The 23292-nt window shown below is 64.5% G+C and carries 24 protein-coding genes; 12 read left to right on the plus strand and 12 right to left on the minus strand.

Going from position 1 to position 23292, the window contains the following annotated elements; all coding sequences use genetic code 11:
* Nucleotides 1-134: 134 nt before the first annotated feature.
* The 6 genes from VLT15_02555 (at nt 135) to VLT15_02580 (ending at nt 5685) form a co-directional block, all read left to right on the plus strand.
* The gene (locus VLT15_02555; GenBank protein ID HSR44097.1) at nt 135-1514 is read left to right on the plus strand and encodes an NADH:flavin oxidoreductase; all 1380 of its coding nucleotides are present in this window, start codon (nt 135-137) and stop codon (nt 1512-1514) included.
* 88 nt (nt 1515-1602) lie between these two features.
* Nucleotides 1603-2991 (plus strand): glycosyl hydrolase, encoded by a 1389-nt coding sequence (locus VLT15_02560; protein HSR44098.1) that lies wholly within the window; start codon nt 1603-1605, stop codon nt 2989-2991.
* Nucleotides 2988-3758 (plus strand): 3-ketoacyl-ACP reductase, encoded by a 771-nt coding sequence (locus VLT15_02565; GenBank protein ID HSR44099.1) that lies wholly within the window; start codon nt 2988-2990, stop codon nt 3756-3758. The genes VLT15_02560 and VLT15_02565 overlap by 4 nt, the downstream gene beginning before the upstream one ends.
* 130 nt (nt 3759-3888) lie before the next feature.
* Nucleotides 3889-4311 (plus strand): DMT family transporter, encoded by a 423-nt coding sequence (locus VLT15_02570; GenBank protein HSR44100.1) that lies wholly within the window; start codon nt 3889-3891, stop codon nt 4309-4311.
* Nucleotides 4304-4771, plus strand: coding sequence for an EamA family transporter (locus tag VLT15_02575; protein ID HSR44101.1), 468 nt, complete (start codon nt 4304-4306; stop codon nt 4769-4771). The genes VLT15_02570 and VLT15_02575 overlap by 8 nt, the downstream gene beginning before the upstream one ends.
* A 14-nt stretch (nt 4772-4785) precedes the next feature.
* Nucleotides 4786-5685 (plus strand): sulfurtransferase, encoded by a 900-nt coding sequence (locus VLT15_02580; protein HSR44102.1) that lies wholly within the window; start codon nt 4786-4788, stop codon nt 5683-5685.
* Nucleotides 5686-5696: 11 nt separating this feature from the next.
* Here VLT15_02580 and iolN read toward each other — a convergent pair whose 3' ends face one another.
* The 6 genes from iolN to VLT15_02610 form a co-directional block, all read right to left on the minus strand.
* Nucleotides 5697-6779 (minus strand): 3-dehydro-scyllo-inosose hydrolase, encoded by a 1083-nt coding sequence (iolN, locus tag VLT15_02585; protein HSR44103.1) that lies wholly within the window; start codon nt 6777-6779, stop codon nt 5697-5699.
* 92 nt (nt 6780-6871) lie between these two features.
* Nucleotides 6872-7681, minus strand: coding sequence for a sugar phosphate isomerase/epimerase family protein (locus VLT15_02590; GenBank protein ID HSR44104.1), 810 nt, complete (start codon nt 7679-7681; stop codon nt 6872-6874).
* A 269-nt stretch (nt 7682-7950) separates the two neighbouring features.
* Nucleotides 7951-9024: a zinc-binding dehydrogenase gene (locus VLT15_02595; protein HSR44105.1), complete on the minus strand. Its 1074-nt coding sequence runs from the start codon at nt 9022-9024 to the stop codon at nt 7951-7953.
* Nucleotides 9025-9287: 263 nt separating this feature from the next.
* On the minus strand, nt 9288-11111 hold the full coding sequence (locus VLT15_02600) for an aldehyde ferredoxin oxidoreductase N-terminal domain-containing protein (protein HSR44106.1): 1824 nt from the start codon (nt 11109-11111) through the stop codon (nt 9288-9290).
* Entirely contained in the window at nt 11104-11295 is a 192-nt protein-coding gene (locus VLT15_02605; protein HSR44107.1) for a hypothetical protein, read from the minus strand. The genes VLT15_02600 and VLT15_02605 overlap by 8 nt, the downstream gene beginning before the upstream one ends.
* Nucleotides 11296-11394: 99 nt before the next feature.
* The gene (locus VLT15_02610; GenBank protein HSR44108.1) at nt 11395-12552 is read right to left on the minus strand and encodes a hypothetical protein; all 1158 of its coding nucleotides are present in this window, start codon (nt 12550-12552) and stop codon (nt 11395-11397) included.
* A 262-nt stretch (nt 12553-12814) separates the two neighbouring features.
* Between VLT15_02610 and VLT15_02615 the strand changes: the two genes are divergently transcribed.
* From VLT15_02615 to VLT15_02635, 5 genes are all read left to right on the plus strand, one after another.
* Nucleotides 12815-13096, plus strand: a complete 282-nt coding sequence (locus VLT15_02615) for a UxaA family hydrolase (GenBank protein HSR44109.1) — start codon at nt 12815-12817, stop codon at nt 13094-13096.
* An 82-nt stretch (nt 13097-13178) separates the two neighbouring features.
* Complete coding sequence (locus tag VLT15_02620; protein HSR44110.1) at nt 13179-14354, plus strand: UxaA family hydrolase; 1176 nt, start codon at nt 13179-13181, stop codon at nt 14352-14354.
* Nucleotides 14355-14571: 217 nt separating this feature from the next.
* Nucleotides 14572-15447, plus strand: coding sequence for an NAD(P)-dependent oxidoreductase (locus tag VLT15_02625; GenBank protein ID HSR44111.1), 876 nt, complete (start codon nt 14572-14574; stop codon nt 15445-15447).
* Nucleotides 15444-15851: a cupin domain-containing protein gene (locus VLT15_02630; GenBank protein HSR44112.1), complete on the plus strand. Its 408-nt coding sequence runs from the start codon at nt 15444-15446 to the stop codon at nt 15849-15851. The genes VLT15_02625 and VLT15_02630 overlap by 4 nt, the downstream gene beginning before the upstream one ends.
* Nucleotides 15848-16594 carry a fumarylacetoacetate hydrolase family protein gene (locus tag VLT15_02635; GenBank protein ID HSR44113.1) on the plus strand — a complete coding sequence of 249 codons (747 nt, stop codon included), beginning with the start codon at nt 15848-15850 and terminating at the stop codon, nt 16592-16594. The genes VLT15_02630 and VLT15_02635 overlap by 4 nt, the downstream gene beginning before the upstream one ends.
* Here the strand turns inward: VLT15_02635 and VLT15_02640 are convergent.
* Entirely contained in the window at nt 16567-17853 is a 1287-nt protein-coding gene (locus VLT15_02640; GenBank protein ID HSR44114.1) for an MFS transporter, read from the minus strand. The two genes, VLT15_02635 and VLT15_02640, sit on opposite strands and share 28 nt — an antisense overlap.
* Before the next feature lie 48 nt (nt 17854-17901).
* Here VLT15_02640 and VLT15_02645 point away from each other — a divergent pair, with 48 nt between their 5' ends.
* Nucleotides 17902-18156: a hypothetical protein gene (locus VLT15_02645; GenBank protein ID HSR44115.1), complete on the plus strand. Its 255-nt coding sequence runs from the start codon at nt 17902-17904 to the stop codon at nt 18154-18156.
* A 60-nt stretch (nt 18157-18216) separates the two neighbouring features.
* On the opposite strand, the gene VLT15_02650 is transcribed toward VLT15_02645, so the two are convergent.
* From VLT15_02650 to VLT15_02670, 5 genes are all read right to left on the minus strand, one after another.
* Nucleotides 18217-18459 carry a hypothetical protein gene (locus VLT15_02650; protein HSR44116.1) on the minus strand — a complete coding sequence of 81 codons (243 nt, stop codon included), beginning with the start codon at nt 18457-18459 and terminating at the stop codon, nt 18217-18219.
* A gap of 134 nt (nt 18460-18593) precedes the next feature.
* On the minus strand, nt 18594-19958 hold the full coding sequence (locus VLT15_02655) for an ABC transporter ATP-binding protein (GenBank protein HSR44117.1): 1365 nt from the start codon (nt 19956-19958) through the stop codon (nt 18594-18596).
* Nucleotides 19955-21277 (minus strand): ABC transporter ATP-binding protein, encoded by a 1323-nt coding sequence (locus VLT15_02660; GenBank protein HSR44118.1) that lies wholly within the window; start codon nt 21275-21277, stop codon nt 19955-19957. Before VLT15_02660 ends, VLT15_02655 begins: the two co-directional genes overlap by 4 nt.
* Nucleotides 21274-22200, minus strand: coding sequence for an ABC transporter permease (locus VLT15_02665; protein ID HSR44119.1), 927 nt, complete (start codon nt 22198-22200; stop codon nt 21274-21276). Before VLT15_02665 ends, VLT15_02660 begins: the two co-directional genes overlap by 4 nt.
* Before the next feature lie 5 nt (nt 22201-22205).
* Nucleotides 22206-23219 carry an ABC transporter permease gene (locus VLT15_02670; GenBank protein ID HSR44120.1) on the minus strand — a complete coding sequence of 338 codons (1014 nt, stop codon included), beginning with the start codon at nt 23217-23219 and terminating at the stop codon, nt 22206-22208.
* Nucleotides 23220-23292 lie beyond the last annotated feature (73 nt).

The following is a 23292-nucleotide window of genomic DNA, read 5'->3' on the forward strand; positions in this document are numbered from 1 at the left end:
CGGTGGCGGGCAGAATTCACTCTCCCAGCGGTTGCATCCGGCCGGGTTGAGAAGGCTCCTCAAGAAAGCGAAGTGAAATGGCGGCCTCGCGGAGACGGTTCACTCAGGTGAAACAGATCGGTACTCCTGAGGCAATGAGTGAGTATCTCGCCGCGCAGGCAATCGATCTTCCGCTCGATACCGCGCTGGAGCCGGCCCCGGAAGGCCCTCTGGCAGAACCCATCGCCATCGGGCCGCGGCTGCGGGCCGACAACCGGTTCGCCATCCTCCCGATGGAGGGTTGGGACGGCACGAGCGACGGGATGCCGACCCCCGATCTCGAGCGCCGCTGGCTGCGCTTCGGCGCCTCCGGGGCGGGCCTGGTGTGGGGTGAAGCTACTTCGGTCGCCCCCGAGGGCCGGGCGAACCCGAACCAGCTGATGATCAACGAGAGAACGGCCGAATCCCTGGGCGAATTGCGCAGCCGGATGGCCGCCGCACGGGCCCGGGACTTCGACGGAGCGGACCTCGTCACCGGCCTGCAGCTGACCCATAGCGGTCGATGGTCTCGCCCGTTGGGCGAGCCGCTTCCGCGTATCGCCTACCGGCAGACCCAACTGGACGGACGGGTGCCCGTTACCGATGCCTCCGTCCTCAGCGATGACGAGTTGGATGAGTTGGTCGGCGCCTACGTTCGGGCCGGGATACTCGCCGCGGATGCCGGCTTCGACTTCGTGGACATCAAGCATTGCCACGGGTACCTGCTCCACGAGCTGCTCAGCGCCAGAACCAGGCCCGGTCGATACGGAGGATCGTTCGAAGGGCGCACCAGGGTCTTGCGTTCCGTCGTGGAACAGCTGAAGTCCCAACGTCCGAACCTGACGATCGCGGTCAGGCTGAGCGCAGTCGACCCGGGGCCCTACGTCGAGGGTCCCGATGGAATCGGATTCCCGCAGCCGCTCGATGAGCCCGGATTCGTCTTCGGTCCCGGCGACGACGGGAATCCGCTCGGCGAGACCCACGAGTTCCTCGACCTCTGCGCCCGGTTGGGGGTGGCGATGGTGTGCGTCACGATCGGTAGCCCCTATTACAACCCGCACGTCATCAGACCTGCCTACCACCCGGCGCTTGACGGCTACCTCCCACCCCGTGAGCCGCTCGCCGAGGTCGCCTATCACCTCGAGACGACCGCGGCGTTGGCCGGTGCTCACCCTGATCTGGTGATGGTGGGCAGCGGATACAGCTACCTGCAGGAGCTGCTCCCCCATGCGGCGCAATACCGGGTGCGAACCGGAGGAGTCGGGTTGGTGGGGTTGGGAAGGATGGCTCTCAGCTACCCGCGTCTCCCCGCCGACGTGCTTGCCGGGCGCGAACTGGAATCAAAGCTCATTTGCCGGACCTTCAGCGACTGTACAACCGGACCTCGCATCGGGTTGGCGTCGGGGTGTTATCCGCTCGACGATCATTACAAGAAGAGCGAAGCCCGGGTCGTCATCGCAGCCGCCAAGAGATCCAAGCGAGCCGGGACTTCCTGATCGACGTGCTTGCCTGCCAATCGCCCCCAGCCGGAGTGCTAGCTTCCCACCAGGAGCGGGTGGCCGTTGAGATTCGGAGTGCGCATTGATAGAGATTGACACCGCCATAGAACCGGCGTCGGTCGGCCCGGATCTCGAGAGACTGTGGGATCTGGCGGGTCCCAAGGTCAAACGGCTGTCCCGCCGGGATTCACCCGACCAGGCAACGCCGGTGTACACCGTCGAGGGTCGTTACACCGCTCGAGGTTGGACCGAGTGGACCCAGGGGTTTCTATACGGTCAAACGATCCTGCAGTTCGACGCTACCGGCGACGAAGAGGCTCTCGATCTCGGCCGGCATCTCACACGCGATCGAATGACCCCGCATCTGACTCATGCGGGTGTCCACGACCACGGCTTCAACAACGTCAGCACCTACGGGAACCTCAGGAGGCTGATGCTCGAGAGTCGGACTCCCTTCGACGCCTGGGAGCTGGCGTTTTATGAAGGTTCGCTGCGAGTGAGCGGAGCGGTGCAGGCAATGCGCTGGACCAGCACTGCCGACGGCGGCGGCTTCGTTCATTCGTTCAACGGTCCCCACTCCCTGTTCTGCGACACGATCCGCTCGGTTCGTTCACTCGTCCTGGCCCACCGCCTGGGGCACCGTTTGCTGGGGGAGAACGACGAGTCCATCTCGCTTCTCGAGCGCGGGATCCAACATGCGGCCACCACGGCCAGATACAACGTGTTCTACGGTGAAGGGCGCGATGCTTTCGACATACGGGGAAGGGTGGCCCACGAGACGCTGTTCAATGTGAACGACGGGAACTATCGGGCTCCAAGCACCCAACAGGGATATTCGCCGTTCACCACGTGGACTCGGGGCCTCGCCTGGGTCATGTCCGGATACGCCGAGCTGCTCGAGTTTCTCGACACCGTCGCAGACGTGGAGCTGGAACCGATCGGCGGGAGGAAGGCAGTGCGTTCGATGATGTTGGCGGCGGCCACCGCTTCCTGCGACTTCTTTATCGAGAACACCCCGATCGACGGTGTGCCCTACTGGGACACGGGAGCACCCGGCCTTGCGGCGATGGGCGCCTACCTCGACCGCCCGGCCGAACCGCACAACCCGCACGAACCGGTAGACAGTTCGGCGGCGGCCATCGCCGCCCAGGGTCTGCTGAGGCTCGGCAACTACCTCACCGCCACCGGAGATCCTTCGGGAAACCGTTACACGAAGGCAGGTCTGACGGTCATGCGGACCCTGCTGACCGACGGCTACCTGAGTCTCGATCCGCAGCACGAAGGCTTGCTCCTCCACGGCGTCTACCACCGACCGAACGGTTGGGACCACAATCCGGACGACAAACACGTTCCGTCCGGCGAGTCGGTGCTGTGGGGTGACTATCACCTCATGGAGGCAGCCCTGTACGTGCAACGACTGATCGACGGTGGGCCCTACCTCACCTTCTTCGGTCCGATCGACGATCTCTCGTGACTCCCGGTAGCGCCCTCGTGACCGGCGGCTCCCGCGGCATCGGGCTCGGTATCGCCAGGAGGCTCCTCGCCGACGGCTACCGGGTGGTCATCAACGGTCTGCGTTCCCCGGAATCCGTCGCCGGAACGCTCGACGACCTGTCGCGCTTCGGCGACATAACCTACGTGGCTGCCGATGTTGGGCGAGCGGAGGGGCGCAGCCACCTGGTTGCCGAGACGCTGAAGGCCGTCGGGCGTCTCGATGTGCTGGTCAACAATGCGGGGATCACGTCACCGGGACGCAAGGACCTACTCGACGTAACAGAGGACGACCTGGATGCGGTGCTCGCCGTCAACCTCAAGGGGCCCTTCCTGCTAACCCAGTCTCTGGCGAGACACATGATTGGAGAACACGACTCGGACCCATCGTTCCGCGGGCGGATCGTGAACATCACCTCGGTCAGCGCAGCAGTTGTTTCGCCCAATCGAAGCGAGTATTGCATCAGCAAGGCCGGTCTCTCGATGACGACGTTGCTGTGGGCCACCCGGCTGGCCGGGCACGGGATCGACGTCTACGAGGTGCGGCCGGGGGTCATCGAAACGGACATGACTGCTCCGGTTGCAGAGAGGTATGAGGCGCTGATTCGGGACGGGCTCACATTGGAGCGGCGCTTCGGGACGCCCGAGGACGTGGCAGCGGCGGTGGCTGTGCTGGTGAGCGGTGGCCTGCCCTATGCGACGGGTCAGATCTTGACTATCGACGGTGGGATGACCGTCTCGAGGCTCTGAGAGGACACGGATTGAAACCTGGACGGGAGCCACGCGAGCGGTTGGCGCCGCCGCCGTCGGATGATCTCGAACCGGCCCGCCTTTGCACGAGGGGCCGGTCCGACGGTTCTCTCCGGACTCGGGGCATCCGATGAGCGGCATCTACTGGGCGACCGCGGCCGGGATCGGCTTCGGCGTCTTCCAGACCTTGCACCGGCGGGCGGGTCGCGGGGTCGACCGCTTCCTGGCCACCTTCATCCTGCTGGCGGTCAGTGCAGTGGTGCTCTTCGGAGCGACCGTCGCAATGGGCGACCTGCAGGTGCTGGGCGATGCCCCGTTGCGGGCGTTCGTGAACTTTTCGCTCGCAGGCATTATCCATTTTTCACTCGGTTGGACCTTCCTCACCTTCAGTCAAAGGCGGATCGGAGCGGCTCGCACCGGGGCGCTCATCGGTACCAGCCCTCTTTTCGGAACCGTGATTGCAGCAGTAGTGCTGGGTGAGTTCTTGAGCTTCCCGGCAATGATCGGGGTGGCGCTCGTCGTGATCGGCGTCTTCTTGATATCCAATGGATGACTCCGGCGGGGCCCTGACCCGATGGGCGGGTGGCACCCTGTTCGGGCTGCTCACCGCTCTGTGCTGGTCGCTCAGTCCGGTGTTCGTCCGGCGCGGGCTGGAGGATGTTCCGTTCCCGGTGGCGGGTGTGGCGATCGGGATGACCGCCAGCATGCTGGCGTATCTGCCGGTGGTGTGGATACGGCGCGACAAGCTGGGCCTGGCCACGGCCGATCGGGGTGATCTGGGTTTGCAGGTTGTTGCCGGGCTTCTCACCGGGTTCTCGATCGCGGCCAACTGGATCGCGGTGAGCCTGATCACCGTAGCCGCCGTCTTGTCGATAGGACGGTTGGCGGTGATCGTCGTCTTGATCCTGTCCCCGATCGTGGTCGGCCAGCATCTCGAGCGGGTCACTCCGCGCATCTGGCTCGGGGGTATGTTCATAGTGGGAGGGTCGATCCTCCTGGCCTTCTACGGGTGAGTAGGGTCGTCGACATGGCCGCAGGTCGCCAAGCCAGAACCACTCCGATCCGGGTCGACGGGATGACGCCGGCGAGGGTCGACCCGCTGGTTTCGCCGGAGTGGTTGCTCGATCGAGCGGGAGACCCCGACCTGGTCGTAGTGGAGGTGTCTTTCTACCAACCCGATACGGCCGCCTACTTCTCCGGCCACATCGATGGAGCTCACTACGCCTACTGGAAAGACTTGCTCTGGCATGAGCTGGACCGGGAGTTCGCCCGCCCGACGGTGTTGGCGGATCGCCTGGGTGCGCTGGGAGTAGGGGATGAAACGACCCTGGTGCTGGTGGGCGATCCGGTCCAGTTCGCCACTTACGCATATTGGGTCCTCGCCATGTCCGGATTCGAGGAACGGACGGCCGTGCTCGATGGCGGGCGCGAGACCTGGGCGAGGCGGGCCTACCCTCAGACGGATGATCGCCCGGTTGCCGTGCGGAGGACCCCGACCCCCGGTCGAGCCGACGACACCTGTCGAATAGGACGCGAAGGCGTGCTGGCCGGTCTCGAAGATCCGCGCCGGGTGCTCATCGACCTGCGCTCGGCTGAGGAGTACTCCGGGGAGCGAGTGGCGCCTCTCACGGCCCCCTTCGATCACGGCGCGGAGCGACGTGGCCACATTCCCGGAGCTCGCCACCTTCCGCGGGAGAAGCTCCTCACGGAAGAGGGAACCTTCAAATCACCGGATGAGTTGTGGGCCGAGTTCCGGCAGGTCGGGGTCTCAGACGACCACGAGATCGTCACCTCGTGTCGCTTGAGCCACCGGGCCTCTCTCGGATGGTTCGTTCTCACCAGGTTGCTCGGACGAGAGCACGTTCGCGTATACGACGGTTCGTGGACCGAGTGGGGATCGATCGTCGGATATCCCGTCGAGCGTTAGTTGCGAGCGGCTCACTCGAAGGGTCGCCACAGGCGGTAGGGGTTCAGGTATCCCGGTTCGCCGGGTTTCTTGAGATAGCCCTCGATCTCGGCCCGGGAGAAGAGCGTGACCTCTTCAACGGGTGGCGTCGTGCCCGGCGGGAAGGCTTCCAGGATGTCGTCGATCAGCAGGGTCAGATACTCGAGAGCCGCCGCCACCGGCCGCTTGGCCTTGGCGGCAGCGGCCTTGGTGGAGTTGCCGACCACACCCTCCGGGGTGGCCCGAAACTCCAGGGGAGTGTTGTTGCGTACGCTCCACCACAGGTTGGGCCGGTTCAGGCTCTGGGCCGACTTGTTGAAGTGCCCGTCCGGGAGGTAGCCGCGTGGCTCCGTATCCACAGCTCTGCCCATCTCGACCGTCTCGGGCGCCAGCAACAGTGCCAGGGACGTTTCCGACTCGTCGGCGTGAATGAAGTCCTCCTCGAAGGGGCCGCCCCGATCCTCCGTGCGGAAGAACTCGGCCATCGCCGCGCACCAGTCGTAGGCCACCGCGAAGAAGGGGAGTTCCGGGTAGCGAAGGGCAAAGATGTCGATCGCAGAGGCGATGATCCAGTGTTGCGCATGGTTGTTCACGAAGATCATCTTGCGGTAGCCCTGCGACCACAGTCCGAACATCACGTCGACCAGTTGTCGTTCGAGGACCCCCGGGCTGATCGGGATCGTGCCGATCATTCCGATGTGGTGTTTGGGGTGGTTTCCGTAACTCCACGGCGTATGGGCCAGGTTGACCTCGTTCCCCCGTTTGGCCGTGTGGCGTCGTACCGCTTCCACCAGCCGGGTGACTTGCAGGGTGTCCTGAGCAGGAACACTGTGCGGGCCGTGCAGTTCGCTGGACCCGAGGGGTATCAGCACCACATCGTTCCTGGCGAGTTTCTCCTGCTGCTCGGTGACGTGGGTCATCTGGATGTAGCAGCCCGGGGTCTCGATCTCCCCGGGGGAGGGGACCTCGTAATCCTCAGTGAGGATTCGGTCGATCTCGGTGTCGGACGCCTCCCAGATCCGCCGCTTCAGGTCACCGACCGCGTTGAACTCGAACTCGGGGTGTGTTGTCGCCATGGGCGCCGCCTTCCTGTTAGTCGTCAATCCTTGGACCCTGGATCAGGTTCCTGTCGTCAACATTCGTCCGCTCGGGAACGCACTCTCGAGGTTCATAGGGTTCTGAAGAACTCGACCGCCTGCCGGGCGGCAGTTCGGTTGTCCGGATGGGGCAGGATCTCAGCCGACAGATAGCCGTCGTAGTGGAGGTCCCTCAACACCCCGGCCAGTTCGTGGAAGTCGATGTGCCCTCGGCCGGCAGCCAGGCGGTTGCTGTCTGTGAACTGGGCGTGGAGGATCCTTCCCCCCGCCGACCGCAACGACTCCGCCAGTGACGCCTCTTCGATGTTCATGTGAAAGGTGTCCGGCAGGACTCCCACGTTGTCGAGGCCCACTTCAGCGATGAACTGCAGCGTCTCGTCGATCGTGTTGAGGAAATTGGTCTCGTATCGATTGATCGGTTCCACCACCAGAGAGACCTTCCGGCCGGCTGCGTATTCGGCCATCTCTCTCACAGCCGCGACGGCCCGCCGGTATTGATCGAGCCGCTCGCTCTCGACGCCGCCGAGTTCGCCACGCACACCGCCGATCACCACCAGTGCTTCCCAGGGAGCTGCCAGGTCGATGATGCGGTTCATCCGCTCGCGCAGATGTGTCCGGACCTCGGCGTCGTCGGAGGTCAACGACCAGCCGTCTGAGTAGAAGGACTGTCCGGTCGCCAGCGCCGAGACTCGAACACCCCGGCGACGGGCTTGGTCGTTGCATGCCACGACGGCGGGGTCCGACGGATCGCGTACGCTCATCTCAATCGCGTCGAATCCGAGTTCCTCTGCAGCGTCGAGCGCTGCCTCCCAATCCCCCGCGAACAGCAGAGGAGCGAAGTCGGCAGAGGTCGGTGAGATCGCCATGCTGGTCTTGAACATCGGGCCTCAGTCCATGCCGGGTTCGATCCACCTCGAGAGTGGTGGATATGCGAACGTGTCGAGATGCCGGCCGCCGGGCTGCATCGGGCCTCCAAACAAGGCTGTTGCGTGCGCGCGGACCGGAGCCGGGCGGTGCGCTTCGCCGTTGCCGACCGCGACGGTGGCCGGGTCGTTTTCCTCGGGTCGAACTTCGATCTGTCCTCCTAGTTTGGTGCGGATGCATTCGGGGGTTTTGCCTGCCGCCCACGATGCCACCATCACCGTTTCGCCTACCCGGTGTTCGGCTGGACCAGCACCTTGATCGCCCCGTCGATCCGTTGCGTGAACGTCTCGTAGGCGGCTGCGAAGTCCTTCAATGGGAATCTGTGGGTCGTGACGGTGTCAACGTCGATCTTGCCGGCGGCGATCAACGGGATGACCTCCGCACACTCGCCGGGATTGGCCCGTACGCCGTAGAGATCCATCTCCTCGATGACGAGGCGGCCGAGGGGTAGCTCTGAGCCCTCGAGCGGAACACCGATCAATGCGACCCTGCCACCCTTGCGAGTCATCTCGATGGCGTCGCGGGTCGATGTGCCGCGGGCGGCCGTGTCGACGGTCATGTGAGCGCCCAGACCGTCGGTGAGGTCTCGCACTGCCTGAGGCCCGTCCACCAGGCTGTTGTCGACCACTTCGGCACCGAGCGCTGCGGCGGTTTCCAGACGGGGCCCCCGTCCAACCACGATCACCCGTGCCGCGCCGAGTTGTGCGGCGCACTGGGCGGCCAGCAGGCCCTGGGCTCCCGGCCCGATGATCGCCACCGTGTCGCCCGGCATCACCCGGCCGCGTTTCACCGCGTGCAAGGCGATCGAGCTTGCATCGACCAGCGCGGCCTGTTCGAGTGTCATCGAATCGGGGATCGGGAAGACCGACTTGATCGAGCTGTTGTGGAACTGCCGGAGAGCCCCGGTGCTGTAGTGGCCGTAATGCCGATGATTGCGGTCCTCGTGTCCGTAGTTCTCGCAGAGCGTGTATCGACCGATCGTGCACATCCGGCAGTACCCGCAACCGGAGTGGGCCGTACCGGCTACCCGATCTCCGACCGCCCATCCGAATGCGCCGGCACCTTCCCCGAGGCCGACGACCTCTCCTGACCATTCGTGGCCGGGCGTGTACGGGTATCCGCCCGGCCAGCCCTTCTTCAGGAAGTTCCCTGAGATGATCTCCTTGTCCGTCCCGCAAATCGCCACCGAGTGGACTTTGCACAGCACCTCGAGGGGTCCGGCAGCAGGCACATCGGTGTTCTGTATCGCGAACTCGTTGGGACCGGTTAGGACGAGTGCATCCATCGACTGTCCGGGCATGTGTCCTCCTGTGGCCGGGCCGGTCGCCCGGGGACGAGGAGCCGGGCGGGGCACCGTCTTGTTGTTCCAACCCTACGGAACCGGGAGCCTCCCGGCAGGGTCGAAGGTCCTAAGCGCGGCAGCGATTCTCCCCTCCTGGCGCCCTCCGTCTCTCAAGAGGGGGCGGCTGTGGAGCGCGCACGCGCCGGTCGCGCCCCGGAGGCCCTCGGTCTGGTGAGCCGCCTCAGGGGCGGGGGCCGTGGGCGGGTCGGGAAGGTGTGCTCTCAGCTCAGAAACCCGGCGGCTCTGGCCCTCTCGTCGAACACGCCGAGGACGCGCGCCTGCAGTTCGGCGAAGAACTCGGGAGTATTGAACTTGGGTACCTTGCTGTGCTCGATCGGGACGTGGGCCTCGGCCGGGACGACGTAGTCCTCCTCGACGAATCCCTGCCGTCGTTCGCTCGCGTAGCCGCGCAAGTAGGTTCTGCTCACGACTTCGCGCAAGTCATCGCCGGATACCGCCAGGCCGGCGGCCAACCGGAGGGCCTCGGCTTCGGCCTCGGGGTCGATGGCCGCGAACTTACAGAGTCCGGTGATGTCGTCCATCATGATCATCGGACCGCGATTGGTTATGGCATCCACCCAGTAGTCCAGGCCCGTCTCGCGCTCGACCATCGCCAGCAGGAATGTGCGCATTCCCATGTGACCACCGGCCAGCGACCATGGGTAACCCGGGTTCGTGTGCGGCAGGTAAGCGGGGTACTCGACCCCCTTTGACTGCATGGCGTAATGCATGGACTCCAGTCGAGAAGCCAGCCGGAGCGAACCGTCGCCGATCTCGGGCAGCCTGCCTTCGCCCACCTCGCGAATGGCGTGTTCCGTGGCAGCCGCGTCACCGAAGGACAATCCGCCGGCGATGGGCAGATCGGGATTCCGACGATTGTGTTCCATGACAAAGCCGAGAGTCACCCCGAGAGATATGGAGTCCATCCCCAGCTGATCCACCAGTTCAACGCGATCCAGCGCACCGTCCTGGTCGTAGAGACCGAGGTTGGATGAGAGGAGCGCCCATGGTTCGTAGTCGACCTTCGCCCGGAACGCACCCGCCGCGCCGTCGCTCTGCGCGTCGTACACGTTCTTGTGACATTTGATGCCGCACAAATAGCAGCTTTCCGCCTTGACCACGAAGGGACCGGCTTCGACGGAACTGCGTTGCAGTGCGAGGGCGTCCTGGGTGTCGGGCGGATGGAAGTTGAACTCGGGCAAGCCGCCCACTGCGTGCTGGGTCGGGATGTGACGCCAGGTTCCGCCGGCACCGTCGTCCCGATACGGCTTGCTGCCCTCGCCGAGATTGATCAGGCGGTTCAGGTCTTTCAGGCCTCTGCCGGAGACGTTCGGGTTCGGACCATCTGCGGCGATGGCGAGGAGGTTCTTCGAGCCCATCACGCCGCCGTACCCGCCCCTTCCGCAGAATCGGGGTTTGGGATCACCGGTCTTGAGTTGGTTGTCGCTCGAGAGGGCGATTGAAGCGAATCGGACCGACTCGTAGTTCTCGCCGGCCGGGCCGATCACGGCGAAGTGGGCGTCCGGGTATCTGGTGTGGAGATCCTGGATACGGTCGTTTATGAGGCGCCCTTTCTGGTCCGTCGCGTCCAGGAACTCGACGGCGACCGGTCCGAGGGAGCCCCCGGGTTCCGCGCGCGGCGTCAGACGGACCAGCGTCGGCTCCGGCGCCCGACCTGTGAAGATCACCTCGTCCACGCCCAGTCCGCGCAGTTTCGTTCCGAAATGACCGCTCCCGGCGGTCCACATCAGACCCGGGCGTCCGCTCAAAGAGCTCTTCAACGGCGAGTAGCCGTGGAAGTAGGTCCGCAAACCGGTCATGACCCTTGTGCCGCTCAGGAGACCGAGGTTCATGATGAGCGGAGCATCGGGGGAGTAGGGATCGGAAACCGGCAGGTCCCCCAGCAGCTTCGCCGCCCGGGCAATGCCTCCCAGAGCATCCTCGAGGTCCTCGCACGGGACCTGCTCCCAGCGAGCGGTGCCGGTGGACAGATCGATGTGATAGCGGCTCACCGTGAAGTCGGTCGCCGGTCGAAGTTCATCCATCGTGACCCCTTCTCATCGAAACGGATTCTTCGAGTTCCGCCAGGTTGGTTCCGGCAACGTCCGGTTGCCGGACCTCGTCGGATCCGTCGGTGACGACGATTGCGAAGCTCAACGGTACAAGGGCAAGCTCCTCGACCGAGGAATCCGGGTGGCGAGTGCCGATAGTCTCCACATGTCGAGGCACTGCGGCCACTCCTTCGTCGAGATCGAAAGTCTAGGCCGACAATCGTTTGCAGGGCAATGCGTTCCGTCGCTGATCGAGGACGCCGCCGAGGGCCGAGTACTAGAGCGCGGCCTCCCGCATTCGGGACGCCAGTTCTTCGTCCGGCTCGAGGATGTACACCCCGCCGAAGACCCGGTCGGTGGCATAGACCAGGCCATCCTCAGCGACGAACACGTCGTTGATCTGCACGTCCTCCTGGTTCGGCGGAGTCTCAGGAATCCAGTAGGCGATCTCTCTCGGTCTATAGGCATCGGCGAGGTCGTAGACCCGCAATCCGGCGTTGAAGTAGGTCAAGAAGGAGATCTCCTCGCTGATGTAGCTTCCGGGCCGGTTCTCGTGCAGGCAGTGCGCGCCGAATCGCAAGCCCCGGTCGCAGAAGTCGCCTTCCGGAACCGGCAAGACGGAGATCACCCGCGGATCCCGCTCGTCGGAAACGTCGACCACCCTCGCCAGGCGGGCTCCCCCCTCGCAGCGGTTCTTGGTCTCCTCGTCGGTGGTGACCACCAGGCCGCGTCCTCCCAGGTGCAGCATCGTGTGGCTCTCTCCACCCGGTGACCAATCGAGAGTCGAGACCATCTCCGGGTTGGAGACGTCGGAGATGTCGAGTATGACCATTCCCCGGTCCCACATTCCGACGTAGGCACGGTCGCCGTCGACGAGTGCGTGGTGGATGGGTCGAGCTGTTTCATACCCCGGATCTCCGGAGACATCTTCCCGTGGTGTCCACCACCGGCCCGCCTCCACCGGGTTCTGCGGATCACTCATGTCGACGATGACCAGGATGCGGCCCTCGAATCCCTCCGGAATGGCAGACACGAAGGCATAGCGTCCACCCGTCCACCAGATACGATGCACGCCCCGCCCGCCGGATTCGAAGAACCCGATCTGCTGCGGATCAAACGGATCTTCCAGGTTGTAGACGGCCATCCCGGCCGAGTAGGGGTCGCCTCCCCGAAACTGCTCGTGATTGACGAGGAGCAGCCCATCGGCGACCTGAACCTTGTGGGTATGACTCCCCGCCGGGGACCTCCATTGTCTGACGACCGTCGGCTCGTTCACGTCTTCGACGTCGAGGATGCTGGTACCCATCCCACTGACACCGAAGTGACCGACGTAGAGGGCATTCCCTTCCCGGATCACCTGCATCCCGTCGCCGTAGCCGTTGAGGTTCGAGTGTCCAACCTGTCTGAGTCCGCTCATTTCGGCCGGCCGCATCATGTCATCTCCCGTGTCGGATCGCGATTCCCCCGACGATCGTCGGACCAACCACGGCGTGCATGTTATTGCGAGAGAGCCTTTCCCCGTCACGATGCCGGGACTCACCGCCGGCTCCCGCGTCCCGGCGGTGACCGGATGGTTCGCCGGCCGGCGTGGGCGCGCACCCCCGCGAGTCCTAAGCTGCAATCGTTTGGTACGATACGGTTCCGTGCCGCCTGTCCGGCAGGTGGGAGTTGTCGGGCCGACGGGCGATGGGAGACAGATGATTCAGTTCATCGTGCACGATGAAGGTGACTCGGTCGGAGTCGTCGTAGTCGAAGGAATCCAAAGAGGTGATGCCCTGTCCGGATGGATTCTGGACCAGCAGGCGGAGATCTCTGCCACGGCCCTCTCCGACATTCCGATCGGCCACAAGCTGGCTATTCGGGACCTTCAGGCAGGCGACACCGTCATCAAGTACGGAGTCGACATAGGCCGGACTGTGGCGCCGATCGCCGCCGGTGAGCACGCTCACGTCCACAACGTGAAGACGAAACGCTGGTGAGCGCCGGTCGGCTGTTTCATTACCCGCCGGCCGGGCGGCGGACCGCGGTGGTGAGCTCTTACGACAAGGAGACGGAGCGCCTATGGCCATAGACCTTTCCCAAGCATCCTTCTGGGGATACCGGCGCGAGAACGGTCGCGCCGGCGTCCGCAACCATGTGGTGATCCTTCCGGTGGACGACATCTCCAACGCAGCCGCCGTGGCAGTCGAGAACAACATAAAGGGAACGCTGGCGCTTCCTCACCCGTACGGTCGGCTTCAGTTCGGCGCCGACCTCGATCTTCATTTCCGCACATTGATCGGGACGGGCAGCAACCCCAACGTTGCGGCGGTGGTGGTCATCGGCATCGAAGAGGAATGGACGGCTCGAGTCGTCGAGGGCATCGCTGCTACCGGGAAGCCGGTGGCGGGCTTCGGAATCGAACAACACGGTGACCTCGACACCGTCATGCGCGCCTCCCGCAAGGCCAAGGAGTTCGTGCACTGGGCCTCCACTCTCCGGCGCGTGGAGTTTCCGGTCGGCGAACTGTGGGTCTCCACCAAGTGCGGTGAATCCGACACGACGTCCGGGCTGGCCTCCAACCCGACCGTCGGCAACGCTTTTGACAAGATGTATCCGCACGGTGTCACCATGGTCTTCGGGGAGACGACCGAACTGACCGGCGGTGAACACCTCGTCGCCGCACGGTGCCGGACCCCGGAGATCCGTGACCGGTTCCAGTTCATGTTCGACCGCTATCAGGACGTCATCGAGCGGCACAAGACCAGCGATCTCTCCGACTCCCAACCCACCAAAGGCAATATCGCCGGCGGCCTGACCACGATAGAGGAGAAGGCACTGGGCAATATCCAGAAGATCGGGAAGACCTCCCTGATCGATGGTGTCCTCGACAAGGCGGAGGTCCCGACGGGACCGGGCCTGTGGTTCATGGACTCTTCGTCGGCCGCCGCGGAAATGGTGACCCTGTGCGCAGCTGCCGGCTTCACCGTGCACCTCTTCACCACCGGTCAGGGCAACATCATCGGACATCCGATCCTGCCGGTGGTCAAGCTGTCCGCCAATCCGCGAACCGTTCGCACAATGAGCGAGCACATCGACCTGGATATCTCCGGAATGTTGCGCAATGAGATGACGCCCGATGAGGCGGGTGACGCCCTCCTCGAAATGATGCTGGAGACGGCGAACGGTCGGTTGACCGCCGCCGAAGTCCTCGGGCACCGCGAGTTCGTCCTGACCAGGCTCTACGAAAGCGCATGACGGGAACCGCGCCAGACTCCAGCCCGGCCGGGCCGTCCGGCGTTGGCTTACCGTTTCCTCCGGGCAACCTGGCTAACCGGCGGCCGCCGATTGAGGTCGTCGCGCTGAAGGGGAAAGGACCCCGCCGGCGAAACGCGGACCGGCCGCGAGGAGTCGACTCCTTTCACGGCCCCGGCCCCGAGTTCATCGCTGCGACCGAGACTGGGAGGTCCGGCCGGTGAGAGTGGGATGGATCGGTCTGGGAGACATGGGTCGGGTGATCGTTCCCCGTCTCCTGACGGCGGGGCACCAGGTCACCGGCTGGAACCGGACACCTTCCAAAGCCGCGCAGCTCATCGAGCAGGGTATGGCTTGGGCCGACACCCCCCGCCGGGTTGCCGCCGCGTCTGACTTCGTCTTCTCGATGGTCACGGACGCCGACGCCGTAACGGCAATCGCCCTCGGAGAGGACGGCGTCATCGCCGGGCTCGGGGCTGAGGGCATCTACCTCGACATGAGCACCATCGACCCAGAGGTGAGCCGGTTCGTCGCCGCCGCCTTCTCTGATGAGGGACTCGTCATGCTCGACGCTCCGCTGTCGGGTAGCCCGGTGACAATCCGGCAGGGATCCGCTTCGACGATGGTCGGCGGAGACAGGGCGGCCTATGAAAAGGCCGAACCGCTGCTGTACGACATCGGATCGAAGGTCAGCTACATCGGCCCATCGGGCACAGCCGTCCAGATGAAAGTGGCGATCAATCTCACGCTGATTGTTGAAATGGTCGTGTTCTGCGAGTCGGTCGCTCTGGCCGAGAAAGGCGGCGTCGACAGGGCGGTAGCGGTGGACGCCATGCTGAAGAGTGTGGTCGCCTCCCCGGTGATGGGCTATCGAGGCCCATTCATCCTGGACATGCCGGCGACGCCGCTGGCTGACGTCACGCTGCAACAGAAGGACATGGTGCTCGCCCTCGAGGTTGCGCGCCGTCAAGGATCTCCCGCCCCGCTCGGTGCCGTCGCAAACGAGTTGCTCAACGCCTGCCGAGGGCTCGGAATCGATCATCGTGACTTCGTTACGGTTTTCGACGTCTACCACATGCTTGCCGGTGGGCGATGACCCAGCGCTTCCACAGCAACCTATCCGAGGTTCCCCGGGTCGGCGGCCTGCGGGAAGACGAGGGTTGGATCAACATGCAGGTCCAGTTCCTGATCGACAAGGCAACAGTGGGAACCGACGACTTCCTGCTCGGTTGGACGGTCCTCCCGCCCGGAGCGCGTCACGACCGGCATCTGCACCGCAACGCCGACGAGTTCTTCATAGTCCTCCAGGGGTCTGGCCGGATCTACACGGACGACGGCACAGCTCCCGCCGGCAAGGGCGATGTGATCTGGACACCGCGGGGGAGGTTCCACGGATTCGACAACACCGGAGACGACGACGTCGTCCTGGTGTGGGGATGGAGCGGCTGTGGCTCGCTGGAGGATTCGGGGTACGAAGTCGACGAAAGGTCGTCAGGATGAAGGAAACCCGGGAGGATCCCCGGATTGTCGCGGGGCTGCGCCGGCAACTGGCACTCCGGCAAATGATGCTCGACGGGGGAGCGGTCGGAGTCGGCTGGAAGGTCGGTTTTGGTTCTCCATCGGCGATGGACCTCATGCAGATCATCGCCCCGCTGACCGGGTTCATGACCGATGTCACTTTGATCGACTCGGGCGCCACCGTTGAAACCGCGGGTTGGGTCGGAGGCTTCGTCGAGTTCGAGGTAGCCGTTTACCTGGGTGAGGATCTCCCGCCCGGTCTGTCGGAGGACGCAGCCAGGGCGGCCATCGCGGCCGTTGGACCGGCGATCGAGCTGGCCAACGTCGACCGGCCGGTCGGGCCGGAGTTCGTTGAAGAGATTCTGGCAGGCGACATCTTCCACAAGGGCGTGATTCTCGGCGAACGGGACGCGACAAGAGCAGGGCTCGACATCAGCGGGCTGTCGGCCCGGGTCCTGATCGACGGTCGTGAATATGCGGCAACCGCAAACCTCGAGGCCAACACCGGTTCCTGCCCGCGGGCCGTGAAGACCGTTGCGGATGCACTGGGAGCACAGGGGGAGAGGTTGCGGGCGGGGGATGTGATCATCACCGGCGCGGTGATCCCACCGGTTCCGACGGCGGAAGGCAAGGTTTACACCTTTTTCCTGGACCCCTTCCCGCCCATTTCGGTGGTTGTGGAGACGGCCCCGGTGGATCAGGCATCGCTGCGTGGATCTTCATAGGGCGAGTCCTCTTCGCGGCCGGCCCGGTAGGCGGTGAATTCCGGCATCCTCCGCGCAATGATCAGAGCTCCGAGAATGCAAGCCAGGCCTCCGGACACGACCGAAATCTGGGGTGATGTGACCGAGGCAACCGCCCCGGCTTCGAAGTCGCCAAGGCGCGGCCCGCCGCTCACCACCGCGATGTGAATCGAAGAGAGCCGCCCCCTCAACCGGTCGGGCACCGCCAGCTGCAGGATCGTGTTGCGGAAGACTGCGGAAACCACGTCGGCGGCTCCGGCCACCGCCAGAAGCAGCACAGCCAGAACGGTGGACTTGGCAAGGCCGAACGAACCGATCGCGACTCCCCAGACGATCACCGCGATCACCACCGCCCGCCCCTGGCGCCGAATGAAACCCACCCATCCAGAGGTTACGGCGGCGATGAGGGCGCCAGCCCCCGGCGCCGCGTACAGGAGGCCGACGGTGGTGGCGTCCCCGCCCAGCACAGTCACCCCGATAGCCGGGAAGAGAGCCTGCGGCATTCCGAAGATCATGGCGTTCAGGTCGATTGCGAAGTTGGCTTGGAGTAGCCGCCGCTCACGCAGGAACGAGTATCCCTCCCTGATCGACTCCCATCCGAAGCGCCTGCCGCCTCCCTCGGGCTTCAGTGAGCCGATCCTGATCATGAACAGGGTGCCGACTGCGAAGGCCACCGCCTCCAGCCCGTAGGTGACGGTCAGGCTGGTCCGCGCGATCAGCAGTCCGCCGATTGCCGGTCCGACGGTCTTGGCGACGTTGCCGAGTATCTGGGTCAGTGCCAGCGCCGCGGGTAGAAGATCTCGGCCCACCAACGCGGGTACCGAGGCGGTTCGCGCAGGGTTGTCGATCGCGGAAACGCCGGCGTTCAGCCCGCTGAGAACGAAGATGAGCCACACCTTGGGTGCGGTCAGCGAGGCATTGACGGCGAGGCCAACGGCGGTGCCCGTCATGCAGAGCTGGGCAATCACCAGCAGACGACGACGGTCGACGGAGTCGACGATCGCCCCGCCGACGATCGAAGTCAATAGCAGCGGCACGAGTTGAGCTATTCCGAGGGCGCCGACCAGGAAGGTCGAGCCGGTCAGCTGATAGACCTGATACGGCACGGCCACCACCGTCAGTTGGCGACCCAGCCATGCCAGCGAGAGCCCTCCGTACAACCATCGGAAGTCGACCGACTGTCGGAGAGGGGTCACGTCGGCGAGGAGCCGTGCGGAAGGGCGGGGGCGCGGGTCGCTCATTGTTCCGGGTGGGTGTCACGCATGGCTCGTCCCGGGCCGTTAGGAACTATGAGCCAGCCCCACGTCGGAGTCACCCAGAACCTCCTGGTGGCCGATGCCGAGGGTCTTGATCCATCTCTGCTGTCCGCTGGTCAATGCGATGAAGAATCCCAGTTCGACCAACTCGGGCTCCGTGAAGTGTTCATGGAGTTGCCGCCAGAGAGCCTCATCGGCGATGGCGGAGTCCCAGATGATCGCACTGGTGTAGCGCAGCGCGGTCTTCTCCCGCTCGGTGAAACGGGCGGACTCTTCGAACTCCAGTAGATCGTCGTAGTCGGCCTCGGTGAGCCCTTTCCGTCCAGCCTGGACGGATCGCTGGACTCCTCAGTAGTCGCAGGCGATCGACTTCGACACGTAGACCCGGCACAGCTCCTTGATCTCGTGGTCGAGCACGCCGTCCAGGAAAGTGGTCCGCCACGCCTGGGTGAAGGCGTGGAGCACTGCGGGTACATGTGATCGAATCGCCTGGCTCTCCGGGCGAGGGGTGCTGTGCAGGCGCCCGTATTCCACGATTTCACGGTCTGCGGGGTCTAGTTCCTCGAGATCCGGGTAGCTGATATTCGGCACACGACCTCCTTGCTGGCCCGGACTCTACCGGTTGACTTTGGAACACGGACGTCCACCGCCGAAGGGCCCGGCGGCGAGTGAGTCTGCCCGGGGTCCGGCCCGCCCGCATACTCCGGGCGTCCCATCGGTTGAGGTCAACTCTTCATCTCGTCGGGCAAGGTGTCGAGGACGCAAGCGGCTTCGTGACCCGGGCCGCGTGAAGTCAGGGCGACCTCGGCCACAGAGCGGAAGCGTATATGTACCGTCCGCTCGGTCACCTCGAGCAATTCGAGGGCCTCGATCATGGCGGCCGGGACCCGGTTGGATCGCAGAGCCGTGGCCAGCGCATCGGCGGATCCATGGTCTGTGAACTCGAGCGACCCGCCGAACTCGTCGGTCCGCTCCACCGCTCTGAGCCCGTCCAGGAGCCCCTCTTCGTCCTGCAGCCAGCGAACCACGTCGTCCAGTTCCCATCCACAGGCCGGCGTTGCGGCGGGGCATCGGGTATGGAATCGGCACCCTTGCGGTGGTCGAGCGGGATCCGGAACCGATCCTTCGAGAGGTTGCATGGGCACATCGGAGTCGTCGGAGACGTCCGGGCTGGCGGCCAGCAGGGCGGCCGTATAGGGGTGATTCGGCCGCTCGAACAGATCGCCGGTGGCTGCCGCCTCGGCGACCTTCCCCAGGTACATGACCACGATCCGATCGGCCATGTGCCGAACAACGGACAGGTCGTGGGAGATGAAGAGATAGGTGAGTCCGAGCTCCTTCTGGAGTTCGTGGAGGAGGTTGAGGATCTGAGCCTGTACCGACACATCGAGGGCACTGGTCGGCTCATCGAGTACCAGCAGCTCCGGGTCCAGGGCCAGGGCGCGTGCGATAGAGATTCGCTGGCGCTGGCCGCCGGAGAACTGATGTGGATACCGATAGAGATGCTGGCTGCCGAGGCCCACCTGTTCGAGCAGGTCGACGACCCGGTCGGTCAGGTCGCTGCCGGATGCTTCGCGGTGGATCCTCAGCGGCCGCCCAACGATGTCCTTGACGAACTGACGCGGATTGAGCGACGAGAACGAATCCTGAAACACGACTTGGCAGTTGCGCCGATAGTGTTTCCAGCGTTCGCCCTCCAGCCGATCCACCCTGTGAACCCGGCTCATCTCCTCCAGTTCCGCCCGGTGTTCCTCTGTTTGGCTCTCCTGCGGAACTGCCAGGAGGGCATTGATGCGATCCCGCTCGTTTTCGGACAGATCGAAGAACACGCCGCCGGCTGTGGGTTCCGTCAATCCCGATACGCACCGGCCGAGCGTGGTCTTGCCGCAGCCACTCTCACCGACCAGGCCGAGCGTCTCTCCTCTGCGAAGATCGAAGTCGACGCCGTCGACGGCCTTGACGCTTCCCACCACTCTCTGCAGGGCGCCTTCTTTGATCGGGAAGTGCTTCTGGAGGTTGCGAACACTGAGCAAGATTTCGCCTGGCGTCGAGGCCTCGATCGGCCCCGCCGTTCGGGTGGAGATCGTCATAGCCGTCCCCCTGAGAAGCTCGGGGCCGTCAGTGTGCTGTCGGACGGCTGTTGATGAATGAAGCACGCGACCGGATGCGACACCCCTGAGTCCGACAGTCGCGGGTCACGTTTCCAGCACAGGTCCGCGGCGTGCGGGCACCTCCCGGCGAATCGGCAGGCCGGATCCGGGTCGATCAGCTCGGGGACCGTGCCGTCGATCACCACCAACCGGCCCCGCTCATGCTGGGCCGACGGGATGGCCGCCAGGAGACCCCGCGTATAGGGATGAAGGGGATCGTGGAATATCTGCTCGGTCGGACCGACCTCCACGATGCGCCCGGCATACATGACTGCCACTCGATCGCTCACCCGCTTGACCAGGGCCAGGTCGTGGCTGATATACAGAACCGCCGCCCGGCGTCGCTGCTGCAGCTCGCGGACGAGCTCGAGTATGCGGGCCTGGACGGTCACATCGAGGGCGGTGGTGGGTTCGTCGGCGATCAACAGGTCTGGATTGCAGGCGAGAGCCTGGGCGATCATCACCCGCTGCCGCATGCCTCCCGACAGCTCGTGGGGGTACCGTTCCATGACCTTGTGGGGATTGGGAATCTGGGTTTCGGCGAGCGCCTCGGCGACCATCTCCTCGACGGCCCGGTCGATGCGGTCGCGGCTTCGGCGGACCCTGGGCAGGCCGAGAAGTATCCGCTCCGGCATCCGTGATCGAAAGGATGCCCGCCTGCGTAGCACTCGTCCGGTATCCGCCCGGTCCAGGCCGGCGCGGTCGAGGATCTCGTTGGCGCGATGTTCGTAGAAGACTTCGGCGATTTGCTGACCGATGGGCATTGCCGGATTCAGAGCTTTCCCGGGGTCTTGAAAGATCATCGCGATCCGGTTGCCCCGGATATCCCGGAGGCGGTTTTCCGGGATCGACATGAGATCAAGTGTCTCTCTGCCGCTGTCCTCGCATACCGCGCAGCCCTTGCCGTCACAGCTCGGGCACGCTACCGGCGTCCGGCCGCTCCCACGACACGTTTCGCATCCGCTTCCCCCGCATGCAGAACAGGGTTCTTTGGGATGGAACAGGACAAGACCGCCGGCGTGCATTCCGGGCGGCATGGGGACGAGCCGCAAGAAGGACCGCGCAGTGACGCTCTTGCCGCAACCGGTCTCGCCTACCAGACCCAGCGTCTCACCGTCCCGGATGTCGAAGGAAACGCCGTCCACGGCGTGCACCACTCCGGCCTTCGAACTGAAGTGGACGCGCAGGTCTTCGACCGAGGCAACCGCATCCACGTGGCGGGCGGCGGCCGACGGCTGGCTCGATTCAGCGACGGTCATCGGCTGGTCTCCGTGCGCGGGTCGAGCACGTCACGCAGGCCGTCGCCGACCAGGTTGAACGCCAGCGCCCATATGAAGACCATCAAACCGGGGAAGGTCGAAGCCCACCACCGCCCGGCCGAAATGCCCACCTGTCCTTCTGAGACCAACACGCCCCATTCGGCCAGGCCGGCTTCGGCCAGGCCGATGAAGCTGAGGGTGGCGCCGACGAGCACGATATGACCCATATCGAGCGTCGCCTGCACGACAACGGGCGTGATCGAGTTCGGAAGGATGTCCTTCAGGTAGATGCGCCATCGGGAGTCACCGATCATGCGGGCTGCGTCCACGTAGTCGTTCTGCTTCACGTGGATGACCTGGGCGCGCATGATTCGGGCGTACTTGACCCAGAACACAACGGCCAAAGCCAGGATGATGTTGCGAAAAGAAGGCCCGAGCACGGCGGCGATGGCGAGGGCAAAGATCAGTTCCGGAATCGAGAGGAAGACGTCGACGATTCGCATGAGGATCTCGTCGAACCGGCCACCGCGGAAACCGGCAACGCTGCCGACCGCCACACCAACGGCTGCGGTGATGCTCACCACGATGATCGACAACCTGAGCGAAGTCCGGGCTCCCCAGACGATGCCGTAGTAGACATCGCCGCCGGTGTTGGTGGTGCCCAGTGGATGCCCGGGGGTGCCGGGCGGTTCGTTGAGGGCACCCCAATCGCGGGGCATCTGGTAGGCGTCGGGCGTGTTCGGCTCGGTGATCCACGGCGCCAGCAGCGCCATGGCGAGCATGGCCGAGATCATGATGATTCCGACGGCGGTGGTCGGATTGGAGGCAACATTCTTCGCGATCTCGCCGGCGCGGCGAAGGCGGACCCGGGCGGCCGACTCGCGGGACGGGGTCATGGTGTTGAGAGATTCTGTGACGTCCACCATGATCAAGCCCCCAATACAACTCGACGGTCGAGGTACGCATAGACAACGTCCACGATGAGATTGACGAACAGGAAGAGGATGCTGGTGAACATCACGTAGGCCATGATCGTGGCCTGGTCTCCGCGCAGCACGGCGTCTGCCATCCAACGTCCCAGTCCCGGCCAGCGAAAAATGATCTCGGCGACCACGGTGCCTTGCAGGAGGAAGCCGAAGCTGAGCCCGATCACCGTCACCGTCGGGATCAAGGCATTGCGCCGAGCGTGCCTCCGCAGGACCAGGCGCTCGGGGAGTCCCTTTGCCCTGGCCGCGTCGACGTAGTCTTCCTGGAGTTCCTCGATCAGCGAAGAGCGCATCATTCGTGCGATGATCGCCGTTGCCCCGTAACCGATCGACAGGGCCGGAAGCACCAGGTGCCAGACGGCGTCGCGTAGTGCACCGAAGTCGCCTGCGATGATCGCGTCCAGGGTGTACAGGCCGGTCGGGTGCTGGATGCGGCCGAAGATGTCGGGGTCGCTTCTCCCGATGGGGAACCACCCGAGATACACCCAGAAGACGATCAGCAGGAGAATGGCGAACCAGAACAGCGGCATGCTGGCACCGCTGATCGAGACAACCCGGGTGACGTGATCGGGTATACGGTTTCTGCGTGCTCCGGCGAATGTCCCGAGGCTTATGCCGATGGAGACGGCGACGATGGCCGAAGCTATCGCCAGTTCCATGGAGGCGGCGAGCTTCTTGGGGAACACCTCGGTAACCGGGGCGGCGGCAACTCCCGACCAGCCCAAATCACCGGTGACGACACCGCCCGCCCAGTAGAAATACTGAACGGGAAGGGGGTCGTCGAGATGGAAGCGTTCCTCGAGTTCCGCAACCTCGTCAGGGCTCATCTCGTGCGAGAGGTAGATCCCAATCGGAGAACCGCCGACTCTGGTCAGCGTGAACACGATGATTGAGGTCCCGATCACCAGGATCGGGAGGACCATCAGCCTTCTGAGCACATAGTCCTTGATCTGCATGGGAACCGCTTCCTTGCCGCTCTCTTTGCCAACCGCCCACAAGGGGCGGTTGGCAAAGAGAGCGGGGGTGCCG

The sequence above is a fragment of the Acidimicrobiia bacterium genome, assembly GCA_035471805.1.
Lineage (GTDB): Bacteria > Actinomycetota > Acidimicrobiia > Spongiisociales > JAHEDJ01 > JAHEDJ01.

What these genes read in the sequence shown, in the direction of transcription:
- VLT15_02595 (HSR44105.1), bottom strand. Translation starts at nt 9,024, where the DNA reads ATGCCCGGACAGTCGATGGATGCACTCGTCCTAACCGGTCCCAACGAG.
- VLT15_02580 (HSR44102.1), top strand. Translation starts at nt 4,786, where the DNA reads ATGGCCGCAGGTCGCCAAGCCAGAACCACTCCGATCCGGGTCGACGGG.
- VLT15_02640 (HSR44114.1), bottom strand. Translation starts at nt 17,853, where the DNA reads ATGAGCGACCCGCGCCCCCGCCCTTCCGCACGGCTCCTCGCCGACGTG.
- VLT15_02670 (HSR44120.1), bottom strand. Translation starts at nt 23,219, where the DNA reads ATGCAGATCAAGGACTATGTGCTCAGAAGGCTGATGGTCCTCCCGATC.
- VLT15_02635 (HSR44113.1), top strand. Translation starts at nt 15,848, where the DNA reads ATGAAGGAAACCCGGGAGGATCCCCGGATTGTCGCGGGGCTGCGCCGG.
- VLT15_02570 (HSR44100.1), top strand. Translation starts at nt 3,889, where the DNA reads ATGAGCGGCATCTACTGGGCGACCGCGGCCGGGATCGGCTTCGGCGTC.
- VLT15_02615 (HSR44109.1), top strand. Translation starts at nt 12,815, where the DNA reads ATGATTCAGTTCATCGTGCACGATGAAGGTGACTCGGTCGGAGTCGTC.
- VLT15_02660 (HSR44118.1), bottom strand. Translation starts at nt 21,277, where the DNA reads ATGACCGTCGCTGAATCGAGCCAGCCGTCGGCCGCCGCCCGCCACGTG.
- VLT15_02575 (HSR44101.1), top strand. Translation starts at nt 4,304, where the DNA reads ATGGATGACTCCGGCGGGGCCCTGACCCGATGGGCGGGTGGCACCCTG.
- VLT15_02600 (HSR44106.1), bottom strand. Translation starts at nt 11,111, where the DNA reads ATGGATGAACTTCGACCGGCGACCGACTTCACGGTGAGCCGCTATCAC.
- VLT15_02610 (HSR44108.1), bottom strand. Translation starts at nt 12,552, where the DNA reads ATGATGCGGCCGGCCGAAATGAGCGGACTCAGACAGGTTGGACACTCG.
- VLT15_02620 (HSR44110.1), top strand. Translation starts at nt 13,179, where the DNA reads ATGGCCATAGACCTTTCCCAAGCATCCTTCTGGGGATACCGGCGCGAG.
- VLT15_02630 (HSR44112.1), top strand. Translation starts at nt 15,444, where the DNA reads ATGACCCAGCGCTTCCACAGCAACCTATCCGAGGTTCCCCGGGTCGGC.
- VLT15_02655 (HSR44117.1), bottom strand. Translation starts at nt 19,958, where the DNA reads ATGACGATCTCCACCCGAACGGCGGGGCCGATCGAGGCCTCGACGCCA.
- VLT15_02645 (HSR44115.1), top strand. Translation starts at nt 17,902, where the DNA reads ATGAGCCAGCCCCACGTCGGAGTCACCCAGAACCTCCTGGTGGCCGAT.
- VLT15_02590 (HSR44104.1), bottom strand. Translation starts at nt 7,681, where the DNA reads ATGTTCAAGACCAGCATGGCGATCTCACCGACCTCTGCCGACTTCGCT.
- VLT15_02555 (HSR44097.1), top strand. Translation starts at nt 135, where the DNA reads ATGAGTGAGTATCTCGCCGCGCAGGCAATCGATCTTCCGCTCGATACC.
- iolN (HSR44103.1), bottom strand. Translation starts at nt 6,779, where the DNA reads ATGGCGACAACACACCCCGAGTTCGAGTTCAACGCGGTCGGTGACCTG.